Here is a 12960-nt window from a genome sequence, read left to right on the forward strand (position 1 = left end):
GTCAACTGCCGACTGAGAGAACGTGTCGCAGCGCCGCGCCGAGCGCCTGGCGCGGATCCGCAGGCAGCCGTACGCAGCGCCAGCCCACGTAGTTGTCCGGACGCAGCAGCACACATCCGGTGTCCTCGACCTCGCGCAGCCGCGCCCAGTCACCGTAGCGGTCCTCGTAGTCGCCACCGGGGCCGATCAGGTGACCGACGACGTCGACACCCAGGTCGGCGGCGAGCGCGGTGGCGGCGGCCAGCCACGGCCGTCCACCCACCCCGGTCAGCACGGCGAACCGACCCCGGCCGCCCAGATCCAGGGTGGACACGGCCTCGGTGCCCCGGCCCAGCCAGGCGTGCGGCACCTTGGCACCCGGCCAGGTGGTGGGATGGTGGTACAACTCGGCGTCGCGTGGGTTCACCGGCGGCGGCGTACCGTCGGACAGCACCGCACCGGAGACGTACCGCTGGTCCAGCTCCACCCCGTGCGTGTTGAACTCGTAGTCCTTGACCGCGATCGCCTCGCGCAGCTCCCGCCGCTGCGTCTCGAACGCCGCACCGGCCCGGGTCCGGGCCGCCATGTTCGCCCGCATCTGATCGGGGTCCTCGGTCGACAGCAGCCCCAGCGCCTGGAAGATCCGGCCGGTCTCGCCGATGCTGCGGTTCGCCCGGTCGACGATCTGCCGGCCGACCGGCGCGCGTTCGGCCGAGTACGACTCCAGCAGCCGTGGGTCGGCCGCGCCGGAGAGCACCAGCTTCAACTTCCAGGCCAGGTTGTACGCGTCCTGGATGGAGGTGTTGCTGCCCAGCCCGTTCGACGGCGGATGCCGGTGCACGGCGTCGCCGGCGCAGAAGACCCGCCCGCTGTGGTAGCGCTCGGCGTACAGGTGGTTGACCGTCCAGGCCGACGACGAGGTGATCCGCAGCGGGATCGACTCGTCACCGATCAGCCGGTACGCCACCTGCCGCGCGTACTCCTCGGTCAGGTCCGGCGGCGGGCCGTCGATGTCGTAGCCCCACACGATCAGCCATTCGTTCCACGGCCGCACGCAGCGCACCAGACCCATGCCGATGCCGCCGACGTCGGCACCGGTCTGCAGCACCCAGTAGAGCGTGCTCGGCCGGTGCGCCACGTACCGGCTCAGATCCGCCTCGAAGACGATGTTGATGCTGCCGGCGACGCCCATCCGGCCGACCATCGGCAGCCCGATGTCCTCGGCGACCCGGCTGCGCCCGCCGTCGGCACCGATGAGGTACCTGGCGCGGATCTGGTACTCGTCGCCGCGCAGCCGGTCCCGGACGGTCGCGGTCACCCCGTCGGCGTCCTGGACGAGCGACAGGTACTCGGTGTCGTAGCGCAGCCGGGTGCCCCGGGCGACCGCCGCGTCGACCAGCACCGGCTCCATCAGATGCTGCGGCATGTCGCAGATCGCCGTCGGGGAGGCGAGGTCGTGGTCGGCCTGCCGCGCCGGGTGGGTGTACCAGGTGTGCAGCCGACCGAACTCCTCCCCGGCCAGACTGGTGCAGAACGGGGTCTGCCCCATCAGCCGCTGCGGGGTCGCCTGGGCGACCACCTGCTGCTCGATCCCGACGTCGCGCAGCACCTCCATGGTGCGCTGGTTGGTGATGTGCGCCCGGGGCGTGTCGGCCAGCCGGCCGTACTTGGTCACCACGATGTTCGGCACGCCGTACGTGCTCAGCAGCAGCGCCGCCGCGCCACCGGCCGGGCCGGAGCCGACGATCAGCACGTCGGTCTCGACGGGGCCGCTGTCGCGTGAGGTCGTCACGGGGCCACGGTCGGCGGAGGTCGTCACGGTGGTCTCCCTGGGGGTCAGGTGGTGGGGGCGATGCGGAACGTGTACGTGACGGTGCGCCAGTCGGTCACCGCCCGCCCGTGCGGCGGCGTGCCGGCACCGGGCGGGAACTCGACGACGAGGTCCTGCTTGACCCCGAAGACCGCGTCGGAGTTCAGGTAGGCGCCGCCGGCAACGAAGAGCTGGGTGACCAGCCGGCGGTGGCCCGGCGCGCTGATCATGAAATGCAGGTGCGGAGCCCGGTACGGGTGCCGGCCGGTGCCGGCGAGCAGCTGCCCGACCGGACCGTCGTCCGGGATCGGGTACGCCGACGGCAGGATCGACCAGAAGTACACCCGGCCGTCGGGGTCGGCGTGGAACCGGGCGCGCAGCACCGGACCGGCGAGCTCCGGCAGCTGTACGTCGTAGAATCCGTCCTCGTTGGACTGCCAGACGTCGACCACGGCACCGCCCACCGGCGCCCCGGTCAGGTCGACGATCCGCACGTCGGCCCAGAGCGGGACGCCGGGCAGGCCGGCGGCGATGTCCGCGCCGAGCGCCTCGGCGGGCGGGCCGGGCAGGTAGAACGGGCCGAGCACGGCCGACGGGGTGGTCTGCGGGGTCCGGGAGTTCGCCAGCAGGTCCACCACGCTGGACACACCCAGCGCGTCCGACAGCAGCACGAACTCCTGGCGGCGGTCGTCGCAGAGCTGCCCGGTACGGGTGAGGAAGTCGATCGCGTACTGCCACTCGTCCTGGGTCACCTCGTTGCTGGCGACGAAGTGGTGCAGGTGCCGGACCAGGTCGGCGGCGAGCCGGCCGACCCGGGCATCCGGCGCGGCCGCGAAACTCGCCACCACCTCATCGGTGAGCCAGCCGACGTCGGGCGGCCCGGCCGGGCGGGCGCCGGCCCAGGCGTCGCGCAGCAGCTGCCCGACACCGGCCTCGGTGACCTCCCGGGGGTTCGGGTACGGCCGGTCGGTGGCGGCCCGCGCGACCGACGGCAGGTCGTCGACGTCCAGCCCGAGTTCACGCAGCGACGTCGGACCGCCCAGCGACGCGATCAGGTCGTACATGCCGCTCGGCGCGTCGGGCCGGCCCAGCGCCGCCGCGACCCGGCGCATCGCCTGTGGCGCGGCGGCCGCGTTGTACGCCATCGCGTACGGCAGGACGACGGTGTGCGTCGGCGCGTGGGCCAGCCCGTACGACCCGCCGAGCAGGTGACACAGCCGGTGGTGCAGACCCATGCCCACCGCGCCCAGGCAGACACCGGCCAGCCAGGCACCGAGCAGCGCGTCGGTGCGGGCCTGCCGGTCGGCGGGGTCGGCCACGATCCGCGGCAGGGCGGCGGCCAGCCGGGTGATCGACTCGACGGCGATGGCGTCGGCCATCGGGTTGGCGCTCGGCGCGTAGAGCGCCTCGACGGCGTGCGCGATCGCGTTCACGCCGCTGGTCACGGTCAACGGCACCGGCAGCCCGACGGTCAGGTCGACGTCGTAGATGACGGTCTCCGGCAGGATCCGCGCATCGGTACGGGTGACCTTGCCGGTGGTGTCGGTCTCGCCGAGCACCGGGGTCACCTCCGACCCGGCGTACGTGGTCGCGACGGCGATCTGCGGCAGACCGGTCCGCACCGACAGTGCCTTGCCGAGCCCGGTGGCCGAGCCGCCGCCGAGGCTGACCACGCAGTCGGCACCGGTGTCGCGCAGCAGGCGCAACGCCGATTCGGTCACGTCGACCGGGGTGTGCATGGCGACCCGGTCGAAGTGGCCGGCGTGCAGCGGCCCGAGCAGGTCGGCGACGGACGCCGCGAGCGCGGGCCGACCGGTGCCGGCGACGGTGAGCACCCGGCCCCGGCCGAGCCGGTCGACCTCGGCCGGCAGCTGCGTGATGCTGCCGGCGCCGAACACGACACGGTTGGCGGTGCCGGTGTGCACGAACGACGTCACCGAAGACTCCGATCCGCTGCCGTCCCGGTCGGACGGGTCAGACGAGTATCGGCCGCGTCACCGAAGCATTTCCTGCACGTTTCTGCTGCCGTATCGGCACGTTCCTGCTGCCGTACCGGCCGGCGCGCTGGTCAGGAACCGCGCCGCAGCGCGGCCGGTGTCGTCTGCAGGCGCGCCCGCATCACCCGGGTCAGATGCTCCTGGTGGGAGAACCCGCACCGCAACGCGACCGTTGCGATCGGCAGGGTCGGGTCACGCAACAGCCGACAGGCCGCCTCGACCCGCAGGTTCAGCAGGTACTGGTGCGGCGCCACCCCGGTGCGGGCCTTGAACTGCCGGGAGAACTGGCTGACACTGAGCCCGGCCACCGCCGCCATCTGCGCCAGCGGGACCGGCTCGGCGAGCCGGTCGGCCAGCAGCGCGCGGACCCGGGCGAACTGCCGGTCGCCGAGCCCGGTCTGGCGCCGGGCCGCCGGTTCGTCACGAGCCCGCCGCACGCTGTGCCGGCGGGCCAGCTGCCCGGCGAGCAGCGTCACCACCTGGTCCAGATAGGTACGCGCGGCCGGTTCCCAGGTGCGCATCGTCTCGTCCAGGGTCAGCACCAGTTGCCGCAGCAGCGGGTCGACGACGCCGAGCTGCTCGGTCAGCTCGACCGGGGCGCCGTCGTGCGCGGCCTGCAGCGCCTCGTCGCGCAGGTAGACATGCACCGTGTCCAGCGGGCCGCCCAGTTCGACGGTGAGGTCCTTGCCGGCGGGGTGGACGAAGAACCCGCCGGGTGCCACCGTGCACGACGAGGTCAACCCGAGGTGACCGCGGCGCACCCGGACCGGCCCGTCGCGGTGCAGGATCAGCAGGTGGCTCGGGGCGGGGTCGAACTCCGCCCGGTACGGCTGCTCCCGCTGGGTCGACACGTACAGGTCGGACCAGCCGAGGCCGGCGCTGGTCCGGTCCGGCCGGACCCAGGGTTGCCGGAGAATGCCGGTGGTGTCCTGGAGCGACAGCTCCCGCACCGGGTGGTGCCCGGTGCCCCTCGGGCGGCTCACCGGGCGCTCAGAACGGGAACCGGCTGATGGTGCCCTGCATGGTGAGCCACTGCGTTTCGGTGAACGCCTCGATGTTCGCCGCCGGCCCGCCGAACCGGCTGCCGGTGCCGGAAGCCCCCACCCCGCCGAAGGGCGCGACCGCCTCGTCGTCCACCGTCTGGTCGTTGATGTGCACGATGCCGCTGGGAATCCGGTCGGCCAACGCCATCGCCGCCATCACGTCCCGGCTGAGGATGCCCAGCGACAGGCCGTACTCGGTGTCACTGGCCAGGGCGACGGCCTGGTCGAGGTCGGCGAAGGTCGCCACCGGCGCGACCGGGCCGAACACCTCCTGGGCGAACGCCGGGGTGGCCGGGGTGACGTCGGCGAGCACCGTCGGCCGGTAGAACAGTTCGTCGTAGGTTCCCCCGGCGGCCAGCCGGGCACCGGCGTCGACGCTGGCCGTGACCAGTGAATGGATCTTGTCCCGCTGGTGTTCGTCGATGATCGGGCCGAGCGCGACCTGCTCCTTCGCCGGGTCGCCGACCGGCAGGTGATCGGCCTTGGCCGCCAACTGCTCGACGTAGCGGTCGGCGATCCGCTCGTGCACCAGGTGCCGGCCGGTGGCCATGCAGATCTGCCCCTGGTGCAGGAACGACCCCCAGGCGCCGGCGGAGACCGCGAGGTCCAGGTCGGCGTCGTCGAGCACGATGAGCGCCGAGTTGCCGCCCAGCTCCAGGTGGGCCCGCTTGAGGTGACGGGCGGCCGCCTCACCGACCTTGCGGCCGGCGGCGGTGGAGCCGGTGAAGCTGATCACCCGGACCCGGGGGTCGGCGACGATCGCCTCACCGACGTCGGCGCCGCCGGGCAGCACGTGCAGCAGCCCGTCGGGCAGACCCGCCTCCTGGAACACCCGGGCGATCGACACCCCACCGCAGACCGCCGTACGCGGGTCGGGTTTGAAGACCACCGCGTTGCCCAACGCCAGGGCCGGCGCGATCGACCGGATGGACAGGATCAACGGAAAGTTGAACGGCGCGATGACCCCGACGACCCCGACCGGTAGCCGGCGGGCCAGGCTGAGCCGGGGCTGCCCGGTCGGCAGGATCTCGCCGAGCGGCTGCGAGGCGAGCGCCGCCGCCTCGTAGCACTCCTGGGCGGCGGTGGTGGTCTCGACCGCCGCTTTCGGCGGGACCGAGCCGGCCTCGCGGATCAGCCAGTCGCCGATCTCGTCGGCGTACTGCTCGAACAGCGCCCCGGCGCGGCGCAGCACCGCCGCCCGGTCGAGGTAGCGGGCACCCGCCCAGTCCCGCTGCGCGGCGGCGGCCCGGGCACAGGCCCGCGCCACGTCGTCGGCGTTGCCGACGCCGACGCGGCCGATCTCCTGCCGGGTGGCCGGGGAGGTCACGGCCATGGTGCCCCCGGCCGCCTCGGTCCAGCCGTCGCTGTAGACGGCACCGTGCCACATAGTCGTGTCGAGCAGAGCCATGGTGAACCTCCTGTCGAACCGGTTGTCGTAACCTTCCCGGAACAACGGGGAATCCACCACTGGAACCGGCATTCACCGGCAGGATCGGCGCGGCCGGTCACCCGACCGTGGCCAGCCGGCGGCCCGTCGTCGGTCGACGCCGACCGACCGCGCTCAGCGGGGAGCGGCTCGGCTGTTACAGGCGGCAGGCGTGGATGGAGGTGACCAGGATGGCGCGGGCGCCGACCTCGTACAGCTCGTCCATGATCCGGTGCACCTCGGCGCGGCGGACCATCGCCTGCACCGCCACCCAGCCTTCCCGGTGCAGCGGCGAGATGGTCGGCGACTCGATGCCCGGGGTCAACGCGCTGGCCTGCTCCAGCAGGTCGGCGCGCACGTCGTAGGCGAGCATCACGTACCGGCGGGCCACCAGGACCCCCTGCAGGCGGCGGATCAGCTGGTCGGCCTGCCCGGTGGTGGCGGTGCCGGCCGGGTGCACCAGCACCGCCGAGGAGCGCAGGATCGGGTCGCCGACGGTGACCAGGCCGGCCTGGCGCAGCGTCGCACCGGTCTCCACCACGTCGGCGATGACGTCGGCGACGCCGAGCCGGATGGCGTTCTCCACCGCGCCGTCGAGCCGGATCACGTCGGCCTTCAGGCCGTGTTCGCCCAGGTAGCGTTCGACCACCCCGGGGTAGGCGGTGGCGATGCGCCGCCCGGCGATCTCCTCGGGCACCCGGGTCAGGGTCTCGGGTCGGGCTGCGAACCGGAACGTCGCCCCGCCGAAGTCGAGGTCGAGCAGTTCCTCGGCCGGGCTGGCCGAGTCGATCAGCAGGTCCCGGCCGGTGATGCCGAGCTCCAGTTCACCGGTGCCGACGTAGGTGGCGATGTCACGGGGCCGCAGGTAGAAGAACTCGACGTCGTTGGCCTCGTCGCGGCAGACGAGGTCCTTGGGGTCGGTGCGCTGGCGGTAGCCGGCCTCGCGCAGCATGTCGGCGGCCGGTCCGGAAAGGGTGCCTTTGTTCGGTACGGCGATGCGCAGCATCTCGGTCTCGCTCCTGATCGATCGACGGTTCACGGTCGCAAGGGCGGGTCAGAGATGTCGGTAGACGTCCTTGAGTTCCAGTCCGGTGGCCAGCATCAGCACCTGTGCCTGGTAGAGCAGCTGGGAGATCTCCTCGGCGGCCCGGTCCGGGCTCTCGTGCTCGGCGGCCATCCACGCCTCGGCGGCCTCTTCGACGACCTTCTTGCCGATGGCGTGCACCCCGCGCTCCAGCGCGGCGACCGTCGACGAGCCGGGGGTCCCGGCCGCCGCCTTGGCCTGCAGCTCGGCGAACAGCTCCTCGAACGTCTTCACGGTGCCCGATTGTGGCAGCCCGGTGACGGGCGGGTCGGCACCGGGTCCGCACCGGTCCATCTGCTGATCACGGTACGGCGGTCGGGCGGGTCGCCAGGTGACGTCAGCGTACGGTGACCGCCGCGTCGACGAGGTGCCGTTCGCCTTCGCCCTCGACCATCGACTCCTCGTACGCCTCGATGGTGTAGTCGCCCGGCGGCAGGGTCAGCTCGGCGAAGCCCTCGCCCCGGCCGGGCGCGCCCGCGTCGAGGGTGACGTACCGCTGGTGGACGATCTTTTCACCCTGGCGGACCCGCAGCTGGGCGGTGGCCTCGTGGACGCTGCCGGCGAGGTGCACGGTGAAGGTCCGCCCGACGGTGTCGCCGTGCTGCGGGTCGATCAGCCAGAGCATGGCCAGGGTGTCCAGCGCGGCCCCCTTGGTGATCTCGTCGCGGGTGTCGACGTGACCCCACAGCCGGGGCACCGGTTCGCCGTCGAGCAGCAGCCGGATCCGGGGGTCGCCGCCGACGACGCCGGCCACGGTCCAGACGAGCTGCTGTACGGCGGCGGCGGCCCCGGCGGCGTCGAGGTTGGCGACGTCGGCGCCACTGATGTTCACCCCGACGATGTCGTATTGGGTCCAGACGCTGGTCAGCTCGGCGCCGACCGGCCAGAGGGTGCGGTAGTCGGGGTCGCGCAGCCGGGCACCGGTGAGCATTTCGCCGAGCGCGGCGCGCAGTTCGCCCAGGGTGCCGGCGCCGGTGGCGGTGAACCGGTGATACTCGCGGTAGAGCCGCAGCTGGCCGTCGGCCCCGCCGACGTAGTAGACCGGCAGCGTCGCCACCGGGTCGCCGGCCTGGTCGCTGGCGGTCGGGTCGTCTCCGGGTGCGCCGACGGCCGGGGCGTCGCCGGCCGACGCGGGGCCGACCGGGCCGGTGGCACCCACCCCGGGGGTCACCGGACCGCTGCTGCTGGCGGCGGGTGGCGGGTCGGAGTGCGGCATCGTCGGTAGGCAGCCGACCACGCCGACCAGGGTGGCGGCGGCGGTCGCGGCGGCGGTGCCGGCCAGGGCGACCGGGATGCGGCGTCGCTGCCGGGCGTCGACCCTTTCGCGGATCGCGGTCAGGGCGTCGGGTCGTACGTCGACCCGGTCGGCTTCGGCGCGCAGCGCCCGCCGCAGCACATCACCGGTACGGGCGTCGCCAGGGGTGTCGTCGGTGTCCATCACAGGCCGTCCAGGCTGGTGCGCAGCGCGGCGATTCCGCGCGCGGTGTGGCTCTTGACCGCTCCCCTGCTGACCCCCATCGCGTCGGCGATCTGCGCCTCGGACAGGTCGGCGTAGTAGCGCAGGACGATCGCTTCCCGCTGGCGGGGCGGCAGGGCACGCAGTGCGGTGATCACGTCGTCGTGGCGCAGCTGGTCGAGGGCGCCGGCTTCGGCGCTGGGGGCGTCCGGGCCGGGCCGGGCGGCGGCGAGGTGGGCCTGTACGACGCGTCGGTGCCGGATCGCCGACCGGCAGCGGTTGACCACGGTGACGCGCAGATAGCCGACCGCCTTGTCCGCGTCGCGCAGCCGCCACCAGCGGCTGTGCAGGGCCACGTAGGCGTCCTGCACGATCTCCTCCGCCATGCCCGGTTCCCGCAGCAGCAGGGTGGCGAGGCGCACCAGCGGACGGTAGTGCGCGGCGAACAGGGCGGTGACCGCCTCGTCCGCCGCCCACGTCGACGTCGGTGTCCGCTGCCGCAGCATCGTCCTCCCCGGGTGCAGGCCGGTGACCAGTTCGGGTGCCACGTCAACTACGACGTGTCACCGGCGCATCTGGTTTACCGCGCGAGCGGCGGGAACGTGACGGGTGCGGACCGGGTTGCCTGTCGGGTGCGGACCGGGTCGTGTCGCGGTCAGCCGGCCGGTACGGCGTGCACCGCGCGGAGCGCGAGCGCGGCGTCGAGGACGGCGACCATCGACGCCCACCCCTTGTCCTCGGCCGAGCCGGGCAGTCCGGCCCGGTCGCGGGCCTGCGCGATGGTCTCGACGGTGAGCACTCCGTGGCCGACCGGTGTGGCTTCGTCCAGCGACACCCGGGTCAGCCCGTCGGTGACCGACCGGCACACGTAGTCGAAGTGCGCGGTGGCACCGCGTACCACGACGCCGAGGGCGACCACCGCGTCACAGCGACGGGCCAGCGCCTGGGCGAGCACCGGTAGTTCGACCGAGCCGGCCACCCGGGCGACCTGTACCTCGGTGACGCCGCAGGCCTCGGCGGCGGCCACGGCCCGGCCGAGCATGACGTCGACCAGGTCGGCGTGCCAGCGGGCGGCGACGACGCCGACCCGTAGTCCGGCGGCGTCGACCCGGATGACACCTGGTTCGCCGAATCCCGCCATTACGCCCTACCTCCGGAGAGTTCGCCGACGGGGTCGAGCCCGTCGAGCAGATGGCCCATCCGGTCGCGCTTGGTCCGCAGGTAGCGCAGGTTCTCCGGGTGGGGGTGGATGGTCAGCGGTTCCCGGCCGACGACGGTGAGCCCGTACCCGGCCAGCCCGGAGAGCTTGTCCGGGTTGTTGGTGAGCAGCCGGATCGACCGCACACCGAGGTCGTGCAGGATCTGCGCGCCGGTGCCGTAGTCGCGGGCGTCGGCGGGCAGCCCGAGCTCCAGGTTGGCGTCGACGGTGTCACGGCCCTGGTCCTGCAGCTGGTAGGCGCGCAGTTTGTGGGCCAGCCCGATGCCGCGCCCCTCGTGGCCGCGCAGGTAGAGCACGACGCCACGGCCTTCGCTGGCGACCCGGCCCAGCGCGGCGTCCAGCTGCGGGCCGCAGTCGCAGCGCAGCGAGCCGAACACGTCACCGGTGAGGCACTCGGAGTGCACCCGGACCAGCACGTCGCGGCCGTCGTCGATGTCGCCGAGGACCAGGGCGAGGTGCTCGGCGGGGTCGTGGGCGACCCGGTAGCCGTAGGCGCGGAACACCCCGTACGCCGTCGGTAGCCGGACCTGGGCGACCCGCTCGACGTGGGTCTCGGTCCGTCGCCGGTGGGCGATCAGGTCGGCGATGGTGATCAGGGTGAGCCCGTGGTCGGCGGAGAACTTCTCCAGGTCGGGCAGGCGCATCATGGTGCCGTCGTCGTTGACCAGTTCGCAGAGCACCCCGGCGGGGTGCAGTCCGGCGAGGCGGGCCAGGTCGACGGCGGCCTCGGTGTGGCCGGGCCGGTGCAGGACTCCGCCGGGGCGGGCCCGCAGGGGCACGATGTGGCCGGGGCGGGCCAGGTCGGCCGGGCTGGTGGCCGGGTCGGCGAGCAGTCGCAGGGTGTGTGCCCGGTCGGCGGCGGAGATGCCGGTGCTGCCCCCTTCGCGGGCGTCGACGGTCACTGTGTACGCGGTGCCGCGCCGGTCCTGGTTGGTGTGGTACATCGGCGGCAGTTCGAGCCGGTCGCAGTCGGCTTCGGGCAGCGGCGCGCAGATGTAGCCGGAGGTGTGGCGCACCATGAAGGCGACGAGTTCGGCGGTGGCGTGTTCGGCGGCGAAGATCAGGTCGCCTTCGTTCTCCCGGTCGGCGTCGTCGACCACGACCACCGCCCGGCCGGCGGCCAGGTCGTCGAGGGCCTGTTCGACGGTGCCGAACTCGGCGGCCGTCACGGGCGGACCCCGCTGGTGGGTGCCGGCTGGCGCAGTTGCTTCGCCACGTACTTCGCGATCACGTCGACCTCCAGGTTGACCAGGGACCCGACCGGTTTGCGGCCAAGTGTGGTGAGTTGCAGGGTGGTGGGGATCAGTCCGACGCTGAACCAGCCGGCGTCGTCGCCCGTCACGGCGGGTTCGTAGTCGGACACCTCCATCACGGTCAACGAGACGCCGTCGACAGCGATCGAACCTTTTTCCACGAGGTAGCGGCCAAGGCCGGCGGGGAGGCTGAACCGCACCTGCTCCCACCGGTCGCCGGGGACGCGCTCGACGATGGTGGCGACGCCGTCGACGTGGCCCTGCACCAGGTGTCCGCCGAGACGGGTGGCGAGGGTGGCCGCGCGTTCCAGGTTGACCGGATCGCCGGGGCGCAGCCCGCCCAGCGCGCTGCGGTCGAAGGTCTCCTTCATGACGTCCACGGTGAACCGTGCGCCGTCGACCGCGACGACGGTCAGGCAGACCCCGTCGACGGCGATGGAGTCGCCGTGGCGGGCGTCGGCGGCGACCAGCGGACCGTGGATCGTGAGCACGCCGCTGTCGCCGTGCCAGTCCAGGGTGCCGGCCTCGCCACGCTCCTCGATGATGCCGGTGAACATCGGCTCAGCCTTCCTTCTTCTGCCGGGGTTCGGCGGTGATCCGCAGGTCGGGGCCGACCTGGGTGACGTCGACGATGGTCAGGTCGAGGGCGTCGCCGATGGTGTACGCACCGGCGTCGCCGAGCGCGGCGGGGCCCGCGCCGAGGAGTCTGGGCGCGAGGTAGCCGACGACCCGGTCGACCAGGCCGTCGCGCAGGAACGCCCCGGCCAGCGTCGGTCCGCCTTCGAGCAGCGCGCCACGCACCCCCCGGTCGTAGAGGCCGGTCAGCAGGGCGCTGAGGTCGACCCGCCCCCGGTGGTCGGTACCGACTCCGGCGGCGGTGGCGATCCAGGTGTCGGCGGCGCCGTCGCGGACCCGGGCGTCGGCCGGGGTACGTCCGTGACTGTCGACGACGACCCGTAGCGGCTGGCGGATGGCGAGGGTGCCGTCGCGCGGGTGGCGCACGGTGAGCCGGGGGTCGTCGGCGAGCACGGTGCCGACCCCGGCGATGATCGCGTCGGTGGTGCCGCGCAGCGCGTGGACGTCGGCGCGGGCCACCTCCGAGGTGATCCACATGCTGGTGCCGTCGGCGGCGGCGGAGCGACCGTCGAGGGTGGCGGCGTACTTCCAGATCAGGTAGGGCCGGCGGCGGCGTACCGCGGTGAGCCAGGCGATGTTGGCGGCCTCGGCGCGGTCGGCGTGCAGGCCGACGGCGACGTCGATGCCGGCCGCGCGCAGCGTCTCGGTGCCGCCGGCGGCGATCGGGTTGGGGTCGGGTACGGCGAGCACGACCCGGGCCACACCGGCGTCGACCAGGGCGGTGGAGCAGGGTCCGGTCCGGCCGACGTGGTTGCACGGTTCGAGGGTGACCACGGCGGTGCCGCCCCGGGCCCGTTCGCCGGCCTGGGCCAGGGCGACGATCTCGGCGTGCGGGCCGCCGGCGTAGGCGTGGAAGCCTTCGCCGACGACGTGGCCGGCCGGGTCGAGCAGGACGCAGCCGACGATCGGGTTGGGGCTGACCGCGCCGAGGCCGCGCAGGGCGAGGGCGATCGCGTGTCGCATCGCCTCGTCTTCGGTGAGGGTCGCCATCGCCGTCGTCGTCTCCTCGCCAGCCGGGCCGGGTACGCGCGACGGGTGGCGGGAGGTGCCGGGCCCC

Annotated in this window: 12 protein-coding genes; all 12 read right to left on the minus strand. The window is 73.4% G+C overall.

The window, feature by feature from the left end:
• Window position 1: 1 nt before the first annotated feature.
• The 12 genes from ACN28F_RS02270 to ribD all read right to left on the minus strand — a co-directional run bounded on the left by ACN28F_RS02270 (window position 2) and on the right by ribD (window position 12893).
• A complete protein-coding gene (locus ACN28F_RS02270; protein WP_421356915.1) occupies window positions 2-1771 on the minus strand; it encodes an FAD-dependent oxidoreductase in 1770 nt (589 codons plus the stop codon).
• Window positions 1772-1815: 44 nt separating this feature from the next.
• The gene (locus tag ACN28F_RS02275; protein WP_289206480.1) at window positions 1816-3726 is read right to left on the minus strand and encodes a maleylacetate reductase and hydroxyquinol 1,2-dioxygenase domain-containing protein; all 1911 of its coding nucleotides are present in this window, start codon (window positions 3724-3726) and stop codon (window positions 1816-1818) included.
• A gap of 131 nt (window positions 3727-3857) precedes the next feature.
• Complete coding sequence (locus ACN28F_RS02280; protein WP_289206481.1) at window positions 3858-4769, minus strand: helix-turn-helix domain-containing protein; 912 nt, start codon at window positions 4767-4769, stop codon at window positions 3858-3860.
• 7 nt (window positions 4770-4776) lie between these two features.
• On the minus strand, window positions 4777-6237 hold the full coding sequence (locus ACN28F_RS02285; RefSeq protein WP_289206482.1) for a benzaldehyde dehydrogenase: 1461 nt from the start codon (window positions 6235-6237) through the stop codon (window positions 4777-4779).
• Between the two features lie 175 nt (window positions 6238-6412).
• Window positions 6413-7261 carry an ATP phosphoribosyltransferase gene (gene hisG / locus ACN28F_RS02290; protein ID WP_289206483.1) on the minus strand — a complete coding sequence of 283 codons (849 nt, stop codon included), beginning with the start codon at window positions 7259-7261 and terminating at the stop codon, window positions 6413-6415.
• A gap of 48 nt (window positions 7262-7309) precedes the next feature.
• Complete coding sequence (locus ACN28F_RS02295; RefSeq protein ID WP_282227667.1) at window positions 7310-7573, minus strand: phosphoribosyl-ATP diphosphatase; 264 nt, start codon at window positions 7571-7573, stop codon at window positions 7310-7312.
• Window positions 7574-7676: 103 nt separating this feature from the next.
• Window positions 7677-8777 (minus strand): GerMN domain-containing protein, encoded by a 1101-nt coding sequence (locus ACN28F_RS02300; RefSeq protein WP_289206484.1) that lies wholly within the window; start codon window positions 8775-8777, stop codon window positions 7677-7679.
• Window positions 8777-9343, minus strand: a complete 567-nt coding sequence (locus ACN28F_RS02305; RefSeq protein ID WP_282227669.1) for a SigE family RNA polymerase sigma factor — start codon at window positions 9341-9343, stop codon at window positions 8777-8779. Before ACN28F_RS02305 ends, ACN28F_RS02300 begins: the two co-directional genes overlap by 1 nt.
• A gap of 107 nt (window positions 9344-9450) precedes the next feature.
• Window positions 9451-9936 carry a 6,7-dimethyl-8-ribityllumazine synthase gene (ribH, locus tag ACN28F_RS02310; protein WP_289206485.1) on the minus strand — a complete coding sequence of 162 codons (486 nt, stop codon included), beginning with the start codon at window positions 9934-9936 and terminating at the stop codon, window positions 9451-9453.
• Entirely contained in the window at window positions 9936-11183 is a 1248-nt protein-coding gene (locus ACN28F_RS02315; RefSeq protein ID WP_421356916.1) for a bifunctional 3,4-dihydroxy-2-butanone-4-phosphate synthase/GTP cyclohydrolase II, read from the minus strand. The genes ribH and ACN28F_RS02315 overlap by 1 nt, the downstream gene beginning before the upstream one ends.
• A complete protein-coding gene (locus tag ACN28F_RS02320) occupies window positions 11180-11824 on the minus strand; it encodes a riboflavin synthase (RefSeq protein WP_421356917.1) in 645 nt (214 codons plus the stop codon). Before ACN28F_RS02320 ends, ACN28F_RS02315 begins: the two co-directional genes overlap by 4 nt.
• 4 nt (window positions 11825-11828) lie before the next feature.
• Entirely contained in the window at window positions 11829-12893 is a 1065-nt protein-coding gene (gene ribD / locus ACN28F_RS02325) for a bifunctional diaminohydroxyphosphoribosylaminopyrimidine deaminase/5-amino-6-(5-phosphoribosylamino)uracil reductase RibD (RefSeq protein ID WP_289206488.1), read from the minus strand.
• Window positions 12894-12960 lie beyond the last annotated feature (67 nt).

The sequence above is a fragment of the Solwaraspora sp. WMMA2101 genome, from assembly GCF_049179175.1.
In the GTDB taxonomy this organism is placed as follows: Bacteria; Actinomycetota; Actinomycetes; order Mycobacteriales; family Micromonosporaceae; genus Micromonospora_E.